Annotated in this window: 17 protein-coding genes; 6 read left to right on the forward strand and 11 right to left on the reverse strand. The window is 67.9% G+C overall.

Going from position 1 to position 17,383, the window contains the following annotated elements:
- Positions 1–76: 76 nt before the first annotated feature.
- Entirely contained in the window at positions 77–1,474 is a 1,398-nt protein-coding gene (locus tag OG579_RS21190; protein ID WP_045822106.1) for an aspartate aminotransferase family protein, read from the reverse strand.
- A complete protein-coding gene (locus OG579_RS21195) occupies positions 1,471–1,923 on the reverse strand; it encodes an Lrp/AsnC family transcriptional regulator (RefSeq protein ID WP_408068710.1) in 453 nt (150 codons plus the stop codon). Before OG579_RS21195 ends, OG579_RS21190 begins: the two co-directional genes overlap by 4 nt.
- A gap of 110 nt (positions 1,924–2,033) precedes the next feature.
- On the opposite strand from OG579_RS21195, the gene OG579_RS21200 reads away from it, so the two are divergent.
- The 3 genes from OG579_RS21200 (at position 2,034) to OG579_RS21210 (ending at position 5,518) form a co-directional block, all read left to right on the forward strand.
- Complete coding sequence (locus OG579_RS21200; RefSeq protein WP_328857555.1) at positions 2,034–3,524, forward strand: aminobutyraldehyde dehydrogenase; 1,491 nt, start codon at positions 2,034–2,036, stop codon at positions 3,522–3,524.
- The gene (locus tag OG579_RS21205) at positions 3,521–4,945 is read left to right on the forward strand and encodes an NAD(P)/FAD-dependent oxidoreductase (RefSeq protein WP_328857556.1); all 1,425 of its coding nucleotides are present in this window, start codon (positions 3,521–3,523) and stop codon (positions 4,943–4,945) included. Before OG579_RS21200 ends, OG579_RS21205 begins: the two co-directional genes overlap by 4 nt.
- Positions 4,946–5,053: 108 nt before the next feature.
- Positions 5,054–5,518: an SRPBCC family protein gene (locus tag OG579_RS21210; RefSeq protein WP_328857557.1), complete on the forward strand. Its 465-nt coding sequence runs from the start codon at positions 5,054–5,056 to the stop codon at positions 5,516–5,518.
- A gap of 28 nt (positions 5,519–5,546) precedes the next feature.
- Here OG579_RS21210 and OG579_RS21215 read toward each other — a convergent pair whose 3' ends face one another.
- On the reverse strand, positions 5,547–6,458 hold the full coding sequence (locus OG579_RS21215; protein ID WP_328857558.1) for a universal stress protein: 912 nt from the start codon (positions 6,456–6,458) through the stop codon (positions 5,547–5,549).
- Positions 6,448–7,962 (reverse strand): APC family permease, encoded by a 1,515-nt coding sequence (locus tag OG579_RS21220; protein ID WP_328857559.1) that lies wholly within the window; start codon positions 7,960–7,962, stop codon positions 6,448–6,450. Before OG579_RS21220 ends, OG579_RS21215 begins: the two co-directional genes overlap by 11 nt.
- Positions 7,963–8,108: 146 nt before the next feature.
- On the opposite strand from OG579_RS21220, the gene OG579_RS21225 reads away from it, so the two are divergent.
- Complete coding sequence (locus OG579_RS21225) at positions 8,109–8,768, forward strand: DedA family protein (protein ID WP_328857560.1); 660 nt, start codon at positions 8,109–8,111, stop codon at positions 8,766–8,768.
- Here the strand turns inward: OG579_RS21225 and OG579_RS21230 are convergent.
- Entirely contained in the window at positions 8,747–9,862 is a 1,116-nt protein-coding gene (locus OG579_RS21230) for an alcohol dehydrogenase catalytic domain-containing protein (protein ID WP_328857561.1), read from the reverse strand. The two genes, OG579_RS21225 and OG579_RS21230, sit on opposite strands and share 22 nt — an antisense overlap.
- Entirely contained in the window at positions 9,859–10,314 is a 456-nt protein-coding gene (locus OG579_RS21235; RefSeq protein WP_328859313.1) for an acyl-CoA thioesterase, read from the reverse strand. The genes OG579_RS21230 and OG579_RS21235 overlap by 4 nt, the downstream gene beginning before the upstream one ends.
- A gap of 145 nt (positions 10,315–10,459) precedes the next feature.
- On the opposite strand from OG579_RS21235, the gene OG579_RS21240 reads away from it, so the two are divergent.
- Entirely contained in the window at positions 10,460–11,386 is a 927-nt protein-coding gene (locus OG579_RS21240) for an HpcH/HpaI aldolase/citrate lyase family protein (RefSeq protein ID WP_328857562.1), read from the forward strand.
- 47 nt (positions 11,387–11,433) lie between these two features.
- Here OG579_RS21240 and OG579_RS21245 read toward each other — a convergent pair whose 3' ends face one another.
- On the reverse strand, positions 11,434–12,696 hold the full coding sequence (locus tag OG579_RS21245; protein ID WP_328857563.1) for a glycoside hydrolase family 27 protein: 1,263 nt from the start codon (positions 12,694–12,696) through the stop codon (positions 11,434–11,436).
- A gap of 103 nt (positions 12,697–12,799) precedes the next feature.
- On the opposite strand from OG579_RS21245, the gene OG579_RS21250 reads away from it, so the two are divergent.
- Entirely contained in the window at positions 12,800–13,795 is a 996-nt protein-coding gene (locus OG579_RS21250; RefSeq protein ID WP_328857564.1) for a YihY/virulence factor BrkB family protein, read from the forward strand.
- An 83-nt stretch (positions 13,796–13,878) separates the two neighbouring features.
- Here OG579_RS21250 and OG579_RS21255 read toward each other — a convergent pair whose 3' ends face one another.
- Genes OG579_RS21255 through sdhC form a run of 4 tightly spaced genes read right to left on the reverse strand, consistent with a single transcriptional unit; the run spans position 13,879 to position 17,369 of the window.
- Positions 13,879–14,688, reverse strand: a complete 810-nt coding sequence (locus OG579_RS21255; protein WP_055791336.1) for a succinate dehydrogenase iron-sulfur subunit — start codon at positions 14,686–14,688, stop codon at positions 13,879–13,881.
- The gene (sdhA, locus tag OG579_RS21260) at positions 14,688–16,442 is read right to left on the reverse strand and encodes a succinate dehydrogenase flavoprotein subunit (RefSeq protein WP_055791333.1); all 1,755 of its coding nucleotides are present in this window, start codon (positions 16,440–16,442) and stop codon (positions 14,688–14,690) included. Before sdhA ends, OG579_RS21255 begins: the two co-directional genes overlap by 1 nt.
- Positions 16,443–16,493: 51 nt before the next feature.
- Positions 16,494–16,949, reverse strand: coding sequence for a succinate dehydrogenase hydrophobic membrane anchor subunit (locus OG579_RS21265; protein WP_045822116.1), 456 nt, complete (start codon positions 16,947–16,949; stop codon positions 16,494–16,496).
- Between the two features lie 15 nt (positions 16,950–16,964).
- Positions 16,965–17,369: a succinate dehydrogenase, cytochrome b556 subunit gene (gene sdhC / locus OG579_RS21270; protein WP_082079961.1), complete on the reverse strand. Its 405-nt coding sequence runs from the start codon at positions 17,367–17,369 to the stop codon at positions 16,965–16,967.
- Positions 17,370–17,383: the final 14 nt, after the last annotated feature.

Consider the following 17,383-nt stretch of genomic DNA (forward strand, 5'->3'; position numbering starts at 1 on the left):
TCCACCCCCGATCGGGGTGGGCGGCCCGCTGTGCGTCGGCACCCGGTGAGCCGGTCAGATCTTCCCGGTGAACCGGTCAGATCTTGCTGTAGGCCTCGGTGAGGACGCCACGCAGGATCGATTCGATCTCGTCGAACTCGCGCTGCCCGCAGATGAGCGGCGGCGCGAGCTGCACGACGGGATCGCCGCGATCGTCGGCGCGGCAGTACAGCCCGGCCTCGAACAGTGCGTGCGACAGGAACCCGCGCAGGACCCGTTCGGACTCGTCCGCGGTGAACGTCTCCTTCGTGGCCTGGTCCTTGACCAGTTCGATCCCGTAGAAGTAGCCCTCTCCGCGGACGTCGCCGACGATCGGCAGATCCTTGAGTCGCTCCAGGGTCGAGCGGAACGCGCCGGCGTTGTTCTTGACGTTGTCGGTGATGCCCTCGCGCTCGAAGATGTCGAGGTTGGCCAGCGCGACGGCCGCCGAGACCGGGTGCCCGCCGAAGGTGTAGCCGTGGGCGAACGAGGTCACGCCGTCGTCGAACGGCTCGAAGAGCCGGTCGCTGGCGATCATCGCGCCGATGGGCGAGTACCCCGAGGTCATGCCCTTGGCGCACGTGATGATGTCGGGCACGTAGCCGAAGTCGTCGCAGGCGAACATCGAGCCGATGCGCCCGAAGGCGCAGATGACCTCGTCGGAGACCAGCAGCACGTCGTACTCATCGCAGATCTCGCGCACCCGCTCGAAGTACCCGGGCGGCGGCGGGAAGCAGCCGCCCGCGTTCTGTACGGGTTCGAGGAACACCGCGGCGACGGTGTCGGGGCCCTCGAACTCGATGGCCTCGGCGATGCGGTCGGCGGCCCAGCGCCCGAACGCCTTCGGGTCGTCGGCGTGTTCGGTGGCGCGGTAGAAGTTGGTGTTGGGCACGCGGAACGCCCCGGGTGTCAGCGGCTCGAAGTCCTGCTTCATCGCCGGGATGCCGGTGATGGCGAGCGCTCCCTGCGGCGTGCCGTGATAGGCGACGGCACGGGAGATCACCTTGTGCTTGTACGGCTTCCCCGTCAGCTTGAAGTATTTCTTGGCCAGCTTCCACGCACTCTCGACCGCCTCGCCACCGCCGGTGGTGAAGAAGACGCGGTTGAGGTCGCCGGGCGCGTGGTGGGCGAGTCGTTCGGCGAGCTCGATCGCCGGCGGTGTCGCGTAGGACCAGAGCGGGAAGAAGCCGAGCGTCTGAGCCTGATTCGCGGCGGCGCGCGCGAGCTCTTCACGACCGTGGCCGACCTGCACGACGAACAGCCCCGACAGTCCGTCGATGTAGCTGCGACCGCGGTCGTCGAAGATGCGATGCCCCTCGCCGCGCGTGATCACCGGCGGGGTGATGTGTTCGCCGTGACGGGCGAAGTGGCCCCAGAGGTGTCGGGCGCTGCGGGCGCCGAGGTCGGAACCCGCGGCATCGGAGGAGGAGCTCACGGGCATTGCTGTGGTGGTCATCGGGTTCCCCAGTTGTATTGCTGTTTGACGAGTTTCAGGTAGACGAGCGTCTCGGTCGCGGTGACACCGGGCTGGGTGCGGACCGTGCGGTTGAGCAGGTCCAGCAGGCCGTCGTCGTCCTCGCAGACGACCTCGATCATGATGTCGAAGCTCCCCGCGGTGAGGACGACGTAGTCGATCTCGGGGATCTCGGCGAGATTCTTGGCCAGTGCCACCGAGTCGCCCGTGCAGCGGATGCCGATCATGGCCTGCCGGGCGAATCCCACCTGCAACGGGTCGGTCACCGCGACGATCTGCAGAACGCCACTGTCGCTGAGCTTTTGAACGCGATTGCGCACCGCGGCCTCCGACAACCCGATCGACTTGCCCACCGAGGCGTAGGACCGACGGCCGTCGGTCTGCAACGCTTCGATGATCTGTTTGGAGACGTGATCGAGGTCTTTGGCCACAGCGCCATCGTGACGGATTCCGCAGATTCGTGCAACAAAAACCACCGATCCAGTGGTTTGCGACCAGATTTGATGGTGCATTTCGTCGTCATTCCCCTACGATCGAACGCATGCCGTCAACTCTGCCCGCCGGATGGATGTCCGGGAGGGACTTCGTCGCCGCGGGCCCCGTACACACCGTCGTCGACCCCTCGACCGACCTACCTGTCGCGCAGATGGCTTTGGCGACCGCCGCCGACGTCGACACCGCTGTCACCGTGGCGCGCGCCGCTCTACCCGGCTGGTCGGGTGCCACGCCGGCGACGCGCAGTGCCGTGTTGCGGCGTCTCGCCGCCATCCTCGAGCGCGAGTCCGCTGCCCTGGCCGCGCAGGAGGTGAGCCAGACGGGCAAACCGATCCGTCTGGCCACCGAGTTCGATCTCCCGGGCGCGGTCGACAACACCGACTTCTTCGCCGGCCTCGCCCGCGCACTCGAGGGAAAGGCCGCCGCCGAGTACTCCGGTGACCACACCTCCTCGATCCGCCGGGAGGCCGTCGGCGTCGTCGCGTCGATCACGCCGTGGAACTACCCGCTGGGCATGGCGGTCTGGAAGGTGATGCCCGCGTTGGCCGCCGGGTGCACCGTCGTCCTCAAACCGGCCGAGCTCACGCCACTCACCACGCTCACCCTCGCGCGCCTGGCCACCGAGGCCGGCGTCCCCGACGGAGTCCTGAACGTCCTCACCGGTACCGGCGCCGAGGTGGGCGCCGCACTCGCCGGTCACCGCGGCGTCGACGTGGTGACCTTCACCGGCTCGACCGGTGTGGGACGGCGTGTGATGGCGGCCGCCGCCACACGGGGTACCCGCGTACAGCTCGAGCTCGGCGGCAAGGCGCCGTTCCTCGTGTTCGACGACGCCGACCTCACCGCCGCCGTCCACGGAGCGGTCGCCGGGGCGCTCATCAACTCCGGTCAGGACTGCACCGCGGCCACCCGCGCCATCGTCGCGCGGCCCCTCTACGACGACTTCGTCGACGGCGTCGCCGAGGTGATGTCGCGGGTGACGATGGGCGACCCCACCGATCCCGCCACCGACATGGGCCCGCTCATCTCCCGCGCCCATTGCGACAAGGTGGCCGGGATGGTCTCGCGCGCAGCCGCTTCGGGCATCCGAGTGGTGACCGGCGGGACCGTCCCGTCGGGTCCGGGCGCGTACTACCCGCCGACCCTGCTCGCCGAGGTCGACGAGGACGCGGAGGTGTACCGCGACGAGGTGTTCGGTCCGGTGCTCACCGTGAGCGCCTTCGACGACGATGACGACGGCATCCGGCGCGCCAACGACACCGACTACGGGCTGGCGGCCTCGGCGTGGACACGTGATGTCTACCGCGCGCAGCGGGCTGCACGCGACATCCGTGCCGGATGCGTGTGGATCAACGACCACATCCCGATCGTCAGCGAGATGCCGCACGGTGGTGTCGGGGCGTCGGGATTCGGCAAGGACATGTCGGCCTACTCCCTCGACGAGTACCTCTCGATCAAGCACGTGATGAGCGACATCACCGGGGTGGCCCGCAAGCCCTGGCATCGAACGGTGTTCGCGGCAGCGGAGGAGGCGTGACCGTCTCCGCCTGGGCCGAGGAACCGACCGAACGTGGCCGTCGGATGATCGCCGATGCCGTGCGCCGACCGTTCTGGCTCGACCGTCCCGAACGCCCCGAGGCCCGTCCGGCGCTGCGCGGGGACCGTCGATGCGACCTGCTGGTGATCGGCGCCGGCTTCACCGGACTGTGGGCCGCGGTGCAGGCCATCGAGGCCGACCCCGACCGCCAGGTGATCCTCGTCGATCGCGACCGGGTGGCCGAGCAGGCGTCGGGACGCAACGGAGGATTCTGTTCGGCGAGCATCACCCACGGGCTGTCGAACGGGATGTCGCGCTTCGCCGACGAGCTGCCGACGTTGCTGCGCATGGGGGACGAGACACTCGACGAGATCGAGAAGGCGGTGCACCGCCTCGGTGTCGACGCCGACCTCGAACGGACCGGCGAACTCGACATCGCCAACTTCGACTGGCAGGTCGATGCGGTCCGTGACGGGGTGGAGGAGGCCGTCGCCCTGGGACGCGACACCACCTTCCACGACAAGGACGACGCCCGATCGAAGGTGCGCTCGCCGATGGTGGCGGCCGCCGCCCACGACCCGGCGGTCATCATGCTCGACCCGGCCAAGCTCGCGTGGGGGCTCGCCGCCGCCGCGGAGCGCCTCGGCGTCGTGATCTGTGAGAACACCGAGATCACCGGCCTCCGTCGCCGTGGCCGAGGTGTCCACGCCGAGTCACCGCGGGGGTCGGTGACCGCGAACAAGGTCATCGTGGCCACGGCCGCGGCGCGGCCCCTGCGGCGATGGAACCGGTGGGGGACGGTCCCGGTGTGGGACTACGTGCTGATGACCGCGCCGCTCACCGACGCCCAACGGGCATCGATCGGCTGGGACGGCCGCGAGGGGCTGGCCGACGGCGGCAACCGCTTCCACTACTTCCGGCTCACCACCGACAACCGGATCCTCTTCGGGGGATGGGATGCGGTGTACCGCTACGGATCCGACCGCGACGACCGCCACAGCAGCGACGACCACGAGTTCGCCGTCCTCGCCGAACATCTGCTGCAGATGTTCCCGCAGCTCGAGGGCATCGAGATCACCCACGCATGGGGCGGGGCCATCGACACCAGTTCGCGGTTCTGCGCCTACTGGCACACCAGCATGCGCGGACGGGTCGTGTCGGTGCTCGGATTCACCGGGCTGGGCGTCGGCGCATCGCATTTCGGCGCCCGCACCGCGCTCGACCTCGTCGACGGTCACGACACCGAACGCACCCGCCTGCAGATGGTGCGCACCCGGCCCATCCCGTTCCCGCCCGAACCACTGCGCTGGATCGGCATCACCATCACACGCCGACAGTTCGCGCGCGCCGACCGCTCACAGGGTCGCCGCGGGATCTGGCTGCGCACCATGGACAAGGTCGGGCTGGGCTTCGACAGCTGATCGCTCCGCGATCGGTTTCGACAGTTGATCGTCCGCGATCGGATGTACGGCGAACGACCTCGCGTACGTTTGGTGGGGTACGTCACCGTCGACTGCGAGGATCCCCTCATGACCGATCAGACCAGCGTCACCGTCGAGCGTCTCATCGACGCATCCGCCAAGGACGTCTTCGACATCCTGTCCAACCCCAAGCGCCACGTCGAACTCGACGGCTCCGGTTTCGTTCGCGGCGACGAGAACGGCGAGCGGATCAGTGCCGTGGGCGATGTGTTCACGATGAACATGGACGGCCCGCACATGGGTGGCGAGTACAAGACCGACAACCACGTCAGCGGTTTCGCCAAGGACAAGTTGATCGCGTGGAAGACCGCGCCCGCCGGCACCGAGCCGCCCGGATGGGAATGGCTGTGGGAGCTCGATTCCCAGGGCCCCGACTCCACCCTCGTGCATCTCACCTACGACTGGTCGAAGGTGACGGACAAGAAGCTGCTCGAGCAGATCACGTTCCCGCTCGTCAGCGAGGGTGAACTCGGGGACAGCCTCGGCCGCCTCGCGGCCGCGACGACCGGCTAGTCGCCCGGCCACCGAGGACGCCGACGCCTCAGTCGGCGGCCTTGGGCACCACGATCATCGGCGCGGTGGTGTTCCGCAGGATGCGAGCCGCCGTCGATCCGAGGAACGCGCGACTCGGCGGGCCCAGGCGCGCCGAACCGACCGCGACGAGATCACCCTCACCCCAGCGCAGGCTGTCGAGTGCCTCGGAGAGGGTGTCGCCGTCGGCGACCACCGATTCCACCGACAGCGTCGACGGCGCGCGCCGTGTCGCCTCGTCGAGGATGTCGGTCGCCGCGGAGATGTGGCGAGCACGGGTCTGCGCCGACGTCTCGGTGTCGAGATCGCCTGCGTCGTCGAGGGATACCAACGACACCAGGCGCAGCGCGAGATGTGCCTCCTCGGCGAGGGCCACCGCGAACGGCAGTGGGTTGTCGCTGCGACCGGTCGTCGGTACCGCGACGGTGAGGGAGTCGAGGACGACCTCGTCACGCTCGGCGTACCCCCGGGGTGCCAGCGCCACCGGCAGCGGTGACCAGTGCACGAGTTCGGAGCTGATGGAGCCCAGCGTGTGGCGGCCGAGCAGTCCGTCGCGCGTCCCGCCGACCACGATCAGGCGCGCACCGGAGGCGTCCGCGAAGTCGATCAACCCCTCTGTGAACGACTCCGCGACCGGTGTGTGGGCCTCGACGGTGAGGTCGTCGGGCACGAGATCGGCACCCGCCGCGACCCACTCGCGGGCGCGACGGATCAACATGTCCTGGTACGAGGCGCGGCCCGGCGTCCCGTCGGGCTCCTCCGACCGCACCACGCACACGAGATCGATGCAGGCCCCGGTGGCGCGGGCCAGGGCGACGGCGAGTGCGACACCGTCGTCGCCGGATGCGGTGGCCAGATAGCCGACGGTGATGCGCGCGGGCGTCGCGGGGGAGTCGACGGAGTTCGTCGTGTCAGTAGACATCGGGGACCTTCACCTCGGTGCCGGCGTTGAGAGAGCGGCCGCTGAAGAACTCCCGGCCGCCGGCCACGCACAGCAACATCAGGGGTATACCGAGCACCAGCATCCCGACGCCGAGGATGAACACCCCGCCGATGCCGCCGAACGACGTCGACCCGTAGTCGGGCTTGACCATGTCGATGGAGCTCTGCACGAACGCCCACGTCATCGCGAGTGCTCCGAGCAGCGGGAACAGCCCGCGCATCAGGAAGTTCCGCACCGAGGCGAACAGGGTGCGACGGAAATACCAGACGCAGGCGTAGGCGGTGATGCCGTAGTAGAAGGCGACCGCCAGCCCCAGCGACGACACCGAGTCGCCGAGCGTGTCCTCGCTGGCGAGGGCGAGCACCAGGTAGAAGAACAGGGCGGCTCCACCCATGACCGCGGTACCGAACGCGGGCGTCATGTACTTCGGGTGGATGCGGGCAAAACGTTGCGGCAGAGCCTGATAGACCGCCATCGACAGGGTGCCACGCGCCGTCGGCAGGATCGTCGACTGCGTGGACGACAACGCCGAGATCGACACCGTCAGCAGCAGCAGGGACGACATGACCACTCCGGCAACGGGATCACCGAGGATGGTCAGCACGTCGTCGGCGTTGTCGGGGTTGTTGAGGCCGATACCCGTCTCGCCGAATCCGGCGAACGACTGCACCGCGTAGGCGACCAGCACATAGGTGCACACGAGGATCAGTGTCGTCAGGACGGCCGCACGACCGGGGGTCTTCGTCGAGTCCTTCGTCTCCTCGCCGACGGCGAGACAGGCATCCCAGCCCCAGTAGATGAAGATGCACAGGATGATCGCCGCCGCGAGTTGCGAGGAGGTCACCCCGCTCGGCCACAGCCAGTCCCAGCTCGGTGAGATCGCCTGCGGTCCGGCCTTGTCGAAGCCGACCTTCACCAGCGCGATGACGCTGGCGACGATCAGGACCCCGAACTGCACCGCGATGAGGACGTTCTGCATCCGCTCGCTGATGAGGATCCCGCGGATGCTGACCCAGGTCATCGCGATGATGAAGAAGCACCCGACGCCGACCTTCACGAGGAGGTTGTCGGCCAGCGACTCCAGGCCGAGGAACTTGAAGAGGTAGATCGCGGCGATCTCGGCCACGTTGGCCAGCACGATGATCGCCGACACGGCCAGGCCCCAGCCGCCCATCCACCCGATCCAGGGACCGAAAGCCTTCGTCGCCCAGGTGAAGGTGGTGCCACAGTCGGGGGTGTCCTCGCCGAGTTCCCGGTACGCGAAGGCGATGAGCAGCATCGGGATGAACGCGAGGACGAACATGGCCGGCGCTTTCGTGCCGACCTCGGCCACGACGTAGCCCAGCGTCGCGGCGAGGCTGTAGGCCGGTGCCACGGCGGAGAGTCCGATGACGACGTTGCCGACGAGCCCCAGGGAACCGGCGCGCAGACCCTTGTCGGACGCGGGGGCCGGGAGCATGGGCGACGGCTTCGATACTGCCATGTGGGAACAGTACGGTTTCGGTCGTGATCACGCGTGACAACGACGGATTTGTTTTCTGTGCGGTAACACAACGACTGATTCAGTCGTCTCACGAACTGTGGCGGTAGTTTTCGTCGACCGCGTTCCGGCGCGGCTACTGTCTATGGGTGATCGATGCACTCGTCGAATGGTTGCTCGACCTGCCCCCATGGGTGGCGTTGGGTATGGCGTTCCTGTTCCCGGCCCTCGAGGCCTCGATCTTCATCGGCGTGGTGGTGCCCGGCGAGATCGCGGTTCTCATCGCCGGCGTCATCGCCAACGGCGGCCGACTCGAGCTGTGGGAAGTCCTCGTCGCCGCCGTCGCCGGAGCGATCATCGGCGACTTCATCGGGTTCGAGGTGGGTCGCCGGTGGGGCACCACCCTGCTCGAGAAGCTGCCCGAACGCCTCGTGAAACCCGAGCACGTCGAGCGCGGCCGGGAGGCGTTGCGCAAGCGCGGTGCCGTCGCGGTGCTGTTCGGCCGATGGATCGCGGCCCTGCGAGCGCTGATCCCGGGGCTCGCGGGGATGAGTGAGGTCCGGTTGCGGACCTTCGTGATCGCCAACGCCATCGGTGGCACCATCTGGGCGTGCGTGGTCGGATCACTCGGCTACATCGCCGGCAAGTCCTACAAGACCGTCGAGAAGGATCTCGGGTACACCTCGTACGTCTTCATCGCACTGTTCGTCGTCGTCGCACTCGGCCTCTACATCCGGCACCGCGTGCGGGCCGGCCGTGCACCGCAGTCGAATCCGCAGGCCGCCGATCAGTCGAAGAGTATGACCTGACGGATCGCCGTCCCGTCGGCGAGAGCATCCATCGCCGAGTTGATGTCGCTCAGGCGGATCCGCGACGAGATCAGCCTCTCGACCGGTAGCCGCCCCTCGCGCCACAGCTGCTCGTACACCGGGATGTCGCGGGCCGGGACCGCCGAGCCGAGGTAGCTGCCGACGATGGTGCGCGCACCGGCGACCAGTCCGAGCGGGGCGATCGACGACCGCGCATCCGGTGAGGGCAGGCCCACGGTGACGGTGATCCCGCCGGGTGCGGTCGCGGCGACGGCCGTCTCGAACGCCTTCGCGTTGCCCGCGGCCTCGATGACGATCGGTGCGGTGATGCCCTGTTCGGCGACCTCGGCGGGGGAGTAGACCGCAGCGGCGCCGGCATCGGTGGCGGCGGCGAGTTTCTCGGGCAGGGAGTCGACGGCGATCACGTCACCGGTCTCCAAGGAGAGAGCGGTCAACACCGCGGCCATGCCGACGCCGCCGAGTCCGACCACCATCACCGACTGCCCGGGCTCGGGTTTGCCGGCGTTGATGACGGCGCCGCCTCCGGTGAGCACGGCGCATCCGAGGACCGCGGCGATCTCGGCGGGTACGTCGGCGCCCACGACCACCGCCGACCGACGGTCGACCACCGCGTGGGTGGCGAAACCGGAGACCCCGAGGTGGTGGTGCACGGTCGCCTCGGGATCGGCGGGGTCGTGCAGGCGACGGTCGCCCTCGAGGAGGGTGCCGGCGTTGTTGGCCGCCGATCCCGGCGCGCACGGCAGCCGTCCGTCGGTGGCGCACTCGGCGCACTCGCCGCAGCGGGGCAGGAACGCCATGACCACGCGGTCGCCGATCGCGATGTCGTCGACGCCCTCGCCGAGGGATTCCACGATGCCCGCGGCTTCGTGTCCGAGGGCCATGGGCAGGGGGCGCAGGCGGTTTCCGTCGACGACCGACAGATCCGAATGGCAGACGCCTGCCGCTTCGATGCGGACGCCGATCTCCCCGGGGCCGGGCTCGTCGAGGTCGAGCTCGCGGATCACCATCGGGGTCGAGTCGGTGTAGGGCCGCGATCGGCCCGATTCCACCAGAACTGCTGCGTCGATCTTCATCGGTCGTCCCTGTCTCGTGTGTCGGTCTCGTCGGACGTCGTCGTGCGGCCGCTGATGTCGGCGGTGGTCAGCAGTGCGCGGATCTCGTCGGGGATCGGGACGGGTCGGCGCGTGGTGGTGTCGACGTAGACGTGCACCCACCGCCCCCGTGCGGCGATGGTGGGGGGTGCGGCCTCGGAGTCGGTCGGCCCGGCGAAGAGCCCGAGGTCGTAGGTCACGCTCGACGAACCGAGACGGGCCACGGCGATGGCGACGGTCACCGGTTCGGGGAACTGCACCGACGAGAAGTAGCGGCAGCCGGATTCGACCACGACGCCCTGCGCGGCAGATCGCGTCGGGTCGACCCCTGTCGCCTCGATGATCCAGGCGTTGATGGCGGTGTCGAACAGTTGGTAGTAGACGGCGTTGTTGAGATGGCCGTACATGTCGTTGTCGGCCCAGCGCGTCGTCATCGGCCGTGCGACCGGGAAGTGGCCGAGTGCGGGCCTGTCGTCGTTGTTCACCTGTGGCGCTCCTCGTCCCCGCTCCGGTCTGTCCCGTCGGCACACCTCGAACCCGATTTCCGCCCGGTCGGTACCGGTGGGACGATATGCCGTGATGAACCCGCCACCGACACCCGCCGCCGATCTCGAACCCGAGGATATCGGTTCCCGCATCGACCCCGTGCTCGCCCGTAGCTGGCTCCTGGTCAACGGGATCGCCTTCGATCGATTCCAGGCCGCGTCCCATTCCCGCGCCGACATCGTGGTGCTCGACATCGAGGACGCCGTCGCCCCGAAGGACAAGGTCGCCGCGCGGGAGAACGTCGTCCGATGGCTCGAGGCGGGCAATCGCGACTGGGTGCGTGTCAACGGGTTCGGCACCCAGTGGTGGGAGGCCGATCTCGCGGCGCTCCACGACGTCGGTGACAACCTGGGCGGCGTGATGCTCGCGATGGTCGAATCGGTCGACCACGTCACCGAGACCGCCAAGAAGCTGCCCGGCATCCCGATCGTGGCGTTGGTGGAGACCGCGCGCGGCCTCGAACGGATCAGTGAGATCGCCTCGGCGAAGGGCACATTCCGCCTCGCCTTCGGCATCGGTGACTTCCGCCGCGACACCGGCTTCGGGGAGCATCCCGCCACTCTCGCCTACGCCCGTTCGCGTTTCACGATCGCGGCGAAGGCAGCGCACCTGCCGAGCGCCATCGACGGCCCCACGGTGGGGTCGTCGGCGTTGAAGCTCAGCGAGGCCACCGCGGTCAGCCGCGAGTTCGGGATGACCGGCAAGATCTGCCTGAGCCCCGACCAGTGCGCCTCGGTCAACGAGGGACTCTCGCCCTCGCAGGAGGAGATCGCCTGGGCGCGTGAGTTCTTCAGTGAGTTCGAACGCGACGGAGGTGAGATCCGCAACGGCTCGGATCTTCCCCGCATCGCTCGTGCGACCAAGATCGTCGACCTGGCGCGGTCCTACGGCATCGAGGTGCACGCCGAGTACGACGACCCCGATCACGCCCCGGCGCCCTCGGACACCTATCACTACTGAGGCTGCGCACTCGTTCTCGCGCAACGGCATCCGGTGGGCGGCGAACCTCAGCCGATCCGCAGCATGGCGGTGTCGCCGCCGGCGACGGTGATGCGGATCGGTGCGCCCGCGTCGACGATCTGACGTCCGGTCCAGAGGTCGGTCACCGCTCCCTGCGCACCGACGGCAGAGCGATCGACCGTCACAGTCCGGGCGTCGGCGGACGAATTCGTGACCGACACAGCCGTTGTCCCGTCGGCCATCCGCTTGGTCCGTGTCAAGCCGTCGGCAGACACCGACCGCGCCGGGGCGGTCGTGTCCTGATCGATCGCGAGGATGCCGGGCGAGGAGAGCAGTGACCGTGTCGCGGGGTCCATGCGGGTGAGGTCGTTGCCGGCGATGAGCGGTGACCCCGCCATCGCCCACAGCGCGAGTTGCGACCGCTGTTGAGCCTCGGTGAGCGCGGTGCCGACACCGATCTCGAGCATGTCGAGATCGAGCCATCGTCCGGAGCGGGTATCGGCCGATGCGCTCGCCGACGCCGCGGCGATGTCGAGAACCCCCTGATATCCCGAGACACCCGCTGACGTACTCCACTGCGCGGTGATGTCGTTGGTGAGGCGCGTCATCGTCGCGACACCGCCCCAGTCGTGGGCCGCGCCGGGGACCGCGGCGGTGTCGGCGTCGGCGGGGAGCGCGATCCCGCTGTTGGGGTTGATGCTGTAGACCATCGGCCGTCCGGTCGCGCGGATCGCGTCACGCATGGCCACGAAGGCGTCGCGCTGGTCGCCGACATCGGACTCCGACGAGCACCAGTCGTATTTCACGTAGTCGACGCCCCAGGAGGCGAAGGTCGCGGCGTCGGTGGCCTCGTGGCCGCGGCTGCCCGTGGCCCCGGGATAGGTCCCCGACAACTGTGCGCAGGTGCGATCGCTCGCGCCGGCGTAGATGCCGAATCGAAGACCCCGGGCGTGCAGGTAGGCGCCGAGTGCGGCCATCCCCGACGGGAACCGCGACGACGACGCGGTCAGTCGGCCTCCGGCGTCACGGGTCGGGGTGTACCAACAGTCGTCGACGACCACGTAGCGGTAGCCGGCCGCCGCGAGTCCGGACGAGACGAGGGCATCGGCCTGCGCCCGGATCGTCGTCTCGTCGATGTCGCAGCCGAAGGTGTTCCAGCTGTTCCACCCCATCGGTGGTGTGGCCGCGACGCCCGCGATGGCGGGGGCGGAGCCGCCGAGGTCGTGGGGGAGTGCGGTGGCGCATCCGGACACGACCGCGGCCGACACCACGAGCGCAGACGCGGCGCGACGCAGGCGGTGGGTGGTCATCGACGGCGAGTGTAGGGAGCCGACCTGGCAACCGACTGCGGTGTGACTGTGCGGCCTCTTATAGCGTGGACATGTCCACGGTGGATGGACCTGCTGACGAGGGGTGGGAGTGTTCAAACGGCTCGACGCCCTGCAGCGTCGCAACCGCGGTGTGGGTTTCGTCTTCGCGGTGATCTACAAGTTCGTCGACGACCAGGGCGGCTACCTCGCGGCTCTGGTCACCTATTACGCCTTCCTGTCGCTGTTCCCGCTGCTGTTGCTGTCGACGACGATTCTCGGGTTCCTCCTCGCCGGTGATCCCGGTCTGCAGGAGCGGCTGCTCAACTCGGCACTGGGTGAATTCCCCATCATCGGCGATCAACTCGGCGAACCGCGCCGCCTCGGTGGCGGGTCGACCGGTGTCGTCATCGGTGTGATCGGTGCCCTGTACGGCGCGTCGGGTATCGGGCAGGCCACGCAGAACGCCATGAACACGGTGTGGGCGGTCCCGCGCAACAGTCGCCCCAACCCGTTCCTCGCCCGCATCCGCAGTGTGCGCCTGCTGCTGGTGCTGGTCGTCGCCCTCGCCGGGACGACGACGTTGTCGTTGCTGGGCAACATCTTCGACTCGTTCGGGTCGGTGTGGACCGCGGTCTCCGTGGTCGGCGCGGTCGTCATCAACGCCGTCGTGTTCGCCTACGGATACCGCATCGGGACGTCTCGTGATCTCGCGATGCGTCAGGTGCTCCCCGGTGCGGCGGTGATGGCGGTGGTGTGGCAACTCCTGCAGACCTTCGGCGCCTACTACGTCGAACGGGTGGTCCGGAACGCCAGCGCCACCAACAGCGTGTTCGCCGTGGTACTGGGCCTCATGGCGTTCCTCTACCTCACGGCCATCTCGGTGGTGTTCACCGCCGAGATCAACAGCGTGCGCGTCGACAAGCTCTATCCCCGCGCTCTTCTCACCCCGTTCACCGACGACGTCGTGCTCACCCGCGGCGATCGCCGTGCCTACACCAATCAGGCCAAGGCCCAGCGCGCCAAGGGTTTCGAACAGATCGACGTCACCTTCGACAAACGCCCACCGCCCGAGGATCCCGACGACGACCCTCGGGGCTGATCGCACGGACGCAGTGCGGCCCGCAACGCACGATCCCGGCGACCTGATCGGTCGCCGGGATCGGGTGGAGATGCGCGAGTCGTCTAGCGCGAGAACATCAGTGCGCGCTTGACCTCTTGGATCGCCTGGGTGACCTGGATGCCACGGGGGCATGCGTCGGTGCAGTTGAAGGTGGTGCGGCAGCGCCAGACGCCGTCGACATCGTTGAGGATGTCGAGACGCTCGGCGGCACCCTCGTCACGGCTGTCGAAGATGAACCGGTGCGCGTTGACGATGGCTGCCGGACCGAAGTAGCTGCCCTCGTTCCAGAACACCGGGCAGCTCGTGGTGCAGCAGGCACACAGGATGCACTTGGTGGTGTCGTCGAACCGCGCGCGATCGGTCTGGCTCTGGATGCGCTCGCGGGTCGGCTCGTTGCCGCTGGTCATCAGGAACGGCTTCACGGCGCGGTATGCGTCGAAGAACGGCTCCATGTCGACGATCAGGTCCTTCTCGACCGGCAGACCACGGATGGGCTCGACGGTGATGGTGACCTCTTTGCCCTCCTTGAAGGCGCCGTCTTTGTCGGTCGGGAGCATGTCCTTCATCAACAGCTTGCAGGCGAGACGGTTCACGCCGTTGATGCGCATCGCGTCGCTGCCGCAGACGCCGTGTGCACAGCTACGACGGAACGTGAGGGTGCCGTCGAGGTAGCCCTTCACGTACAGCAGCAGGTTGAGCATGCGGTCGGTCGGCAGCGCCGGTACGCGGAAGCTCTCCCAGCCGTGCGCGTCCGGGTTCTCCGGATCGAAACGGGCGATCTTCAGGGTGACCATCGTCGCCTCGTCGGGGACGGGCGGCAACGGCGGATCGTCGGACGCGGGGGTCTTCGAGACCTCGGGTGCGATGGTCATCAGTACTTGCGCTCCATCGGTTCGTAGCGGGTCTGCACCACGGGCTTCCAGCCCAGTTCGATGTCCGAGAGCAGCTCGCTGCCCTTCTTGTAGGCCATCGTGTGGCGCATGTAGTTGGTGTCGTCGCGATCGGGGTAGTCCTCGCGGGCGTGTCCGCCGCGCGACTCCTTGCGGTTGAGCGCACCGACGACGGTGACCTCGGCCATCTCCAACAGGAACCCGAGCTCGATGGCCTCGAGCAGGTCGCTGTTGTACCGGGTTCCCTTGTCGTGCACCCGGATGTGGTTGTACCGCTCCTTGAGACCGTGGATGTCGGTCAACGCCTGCTTGAGCGTCTCCTCGGTGCGGAACACCGACGCGTTGGCGTCCATCGACGCCTGCAGCTCTGTGCGGATGTCGGCGACACGCTCGTGACCGTGCTCGGACAACACCAGCTCGAGCCAGTTGTCGACCATCGAGGTCGGGTTCTCGGGCAGCGCGACGAACTCCGCCTTCTCGGCGTACTCCGAGGCGTAGATCCCGGCGCGACGACCGAACACGTTGATGTCCAGCAGCGAGTTGGTGCCCAGACGGTTCGCGCCGTGCACCGAGACGCACGCACACTCACCGGCGGCGTAGAGACCCTTCACCACGGTGTCGGGGTCGGAGAGGACCTCGCCGCGGATGTTGGTCGGGATACCGCCCATGGCGTAGTGGCACGTCGGGAAGACGGGCACGTACTCGGTCACCGGATCGACACCGAGGTAGGTGCGGGCGAACTCGGTGATGTCGGGGAGCTTCTCCTCGAGCACCTCGGCACCCAGGTGGGTCACGTCGATGTAGACGTAGTCCTTGTTCGGTCCGGCGCCGCGGCCCTCCAGCACCTCCAGGACCATCGAGCGCGCGACGATGTCGCGAGGTGCGAGGTCCTTGATGGTGGGGGCGTAGCGCTCCATGAACCGCTCGCCGTCGGCGTTGCGGAGGATGCCGCCCTCGCCGCGGACCGCCTCGGAGATGAGGATGCCCAGGCCCGCGAGGCCCGTCGGATGGAACTGGTGGAACTCCATGTCCTCGAGGGGGAGTCCCTTGCGGAAGACGATGCCCATGCCGTCACCGGTGAGGGTGTGGGCGTTCGACGTCGTCTTGTACATCCGACCCGAACCGCCGGTGGCGAGGATGACCGACTTCGCGTGGAACACGTGGATCTCGCCGGTGGCCAGCTCGTAGGCGACGACGCCGGTGGCGACCTGCTCGCCGGCCTCGTTCTCCGACAGGCAGAGGTCGAGAGCGTAGAACTCGTTGAAGAACTCGACGTCGTTCTTCACGCAGTTCTGGTAGAGCGTCTGCAGGATCATGTGACCGGTGCGGTCGGCGGCGTAGCACGACCGGCGGACGGGGCTCTTGCCGTGGTCACGGGTGTGGCCGCCGAAGCGACGCTGGTCGATCTTGCCCTCGGGGGTGCGGTTGAACGGCAGCCCCATCTTCTCGAGGTCGAGGACGGCGTCGATCGCCTCTTTGCACATGATCTCGACCGCGTCCTGGTCGGCGATGTAGTCGCCGCCCTTCACGGTGTCGAACGTGTGCCACTCCCAGTTGTCCTCTTCCACGTTGGCCAGCGCGGCACACATGCCGCCCTGGGCCGCGCCGGTGTGGCTGCGCGTGGGATAGAGCTTGGTGAGCACGGCGGTCCGCGCTCGGGGGCCGGCCTCGATGGCTGCGCGCATACCCGCGCCACCGGCACCGACTATGAGGACGTCGTAGCGATGTTCTTGCATCTGTGGTTCCCCTCTGGAGCCTGTGGCTGATGGCTGGATGTCAGACGGATGTCAGCTGACCGAGTTCACGTCGAAGGTGAGGATCGCGTAGGTGCCGAGTCCGACGGTCAGGATCATCGACAGCGCGAGGACCACGTTGAGCCAGAAGCGGGTCGAGTCCTTGCGCGAGTAGTCGGCGATCACCGTGCGGACGCCGTTGCCGCCGTGCAGCTGCGCGAGCCACAGCATGCTCAGGTCCCAGATCTGCCAGAAGGGCTGGCTCCACCGCTGGGCGACGAACGATGCGTCGATGCGATGCACGCCGCTGTCGAGCGTCAACATGATCGTCATGTGACCGAGCGTCAGGAAGATCAGCGCGATGCCCGAGAAGCGCATGAACAGCCACGCGTTCTTCTCGAAGTTGCCGCTCTTCGGACGCCGCGGCGACCGCGGGTTGTCGAGGCTTGCGGGGCGGTCGTGGGCGGTGCCGACCGTCTTGGCGAGCTTGGGTGCTTCTGAGGTGGTCATCGTTGTCCTCCCCTCCTAGACGTGATCGATCAGGATCGCGAGCAGCCGGACTGCGGCTGCGGCGAAGACGACGAAGAAGATGCCGAGGATCGTCCAGAGCATCTGACGCTGGTACTTGGGGCCCTTCGACCAGAAGTCGACCAGGATGATCCGCACGCCGTTGAGCGCGTGGTAGAGCACGCAGGCGACCAGACCGATCTCCATGAGACCGATGATCGGCGACTTGTAGGTGTCGATGATCTGCGTGTACGTGTCCGGGTTCACACGGATCATCGCGGTGTCCAGGACGTGGACGAACAGGAAGAAGAAGATCGACACGCCGGTGATGCGGTGCAGGACCCAGGACCACATGCCTGGATCACCGCGGTACAGGGAGCGGCGGCGGATCGGCTCCGGCGCGACCTCGGTCTGAGTACTCATCGAAAAAATGGCCT

The organism is Williamsia herbipolensis (genome assembly GCF_036153515.1).
Classification (GTDB): domain Bacteria; phylum Actinomycetota; class Actinomycetes; order Mycobacteriales; family Mycobacteriaceae; genus Williamsia_A; species Williamsia_A herbipolensis.

Coding starts and splice junctions, on each gene's coding strand:
- OG579_RS21190 (WP_045822106.1), bottom strand. CDS start 1,474: ATGACCACCACAGCAATGCCCGTGAGCTCCTCCTCCGATGCCGCGGGT.
- OG579_RS21200 (WP_328857555.1), top strand. CDS start 2,034: ATGCCGTCAACTCTGCCCGCCGGATGGATGTCCGGGAGGGACTTCGTC.
- OG579_RS21210 (WP_328857557.1), top strand. CDS start 5,054: ATGACCGATCAGACCAGCGTCACCGTCGAGCGTCTCATCGACGCATCC.
- OG579_RS21215 (WP_328857558.1), bottom strand. CDS start 6,458: ATGTCTACTGACACGACGAACTCCGTCGACTCCCCCGCGACGCCCGCG.
- OG579_RS21220 (WP_328857559.1), bottom strand. CDS start 7,962: ATGGCAGTATCGAAGCCGTCGCCCATGCTCCCGGCCCCCGCGTCCGAC.
- OG579_RS21230 (WP_328857561.1), bottom strand. CDS start 9,862: ATGAAGATCGACGCAGCAGTTCTGGTGGAATCGGGCCGATCGCGGCCC.
- OG579_RS21235 (WP_328859313.1), bottom strand. CDS start 10,314: ATGACGACGCGCTGGGCCGACAACGACATGTACGGCCATCTCAACAAC.
- OG579_RS21240 (WP_328857562.1), top strand. CDS start 10,460: ATGAACCCGCCACCGACACCCGCCGCCGATCTCGAACCCGAGGATATC.
- OG579_RS21245 (WP_328857563.1), bottom strand. CDS start 12,696: ATGACCACCCACCGCCTGCGTCGCGCCGCGTCTGCGCTCGTGGTGTCG.
- OG579_RS21255 (WP_055791336.1), bottom strand. CDS start 14,688: ATGACCATCGCACCCGAGGTCTCGAAGACCCCCGCGTCCGACGATCCG.
- sdhA (WP_055791333.1), bottom strand. CDS start 16,442: ATGCAAGAACATCGCTACGACGTCCTCATAGTCGGTGCCGGTGGCGCG.
- OG579_RS21265 (WP_045822116.1), bottom strand. CDS start 16,949: ATGACCACCTCAGAAGCACCCAAGCTCGCCAAGACGGTCGGCACCGCC.
- sdhC (WP_082079961.1), bottom strand. CDS start 17,369: ATGAGTACTCAGACCGAGGTCGCGCCGGAGCCGATCCGCCGCCGCTCC.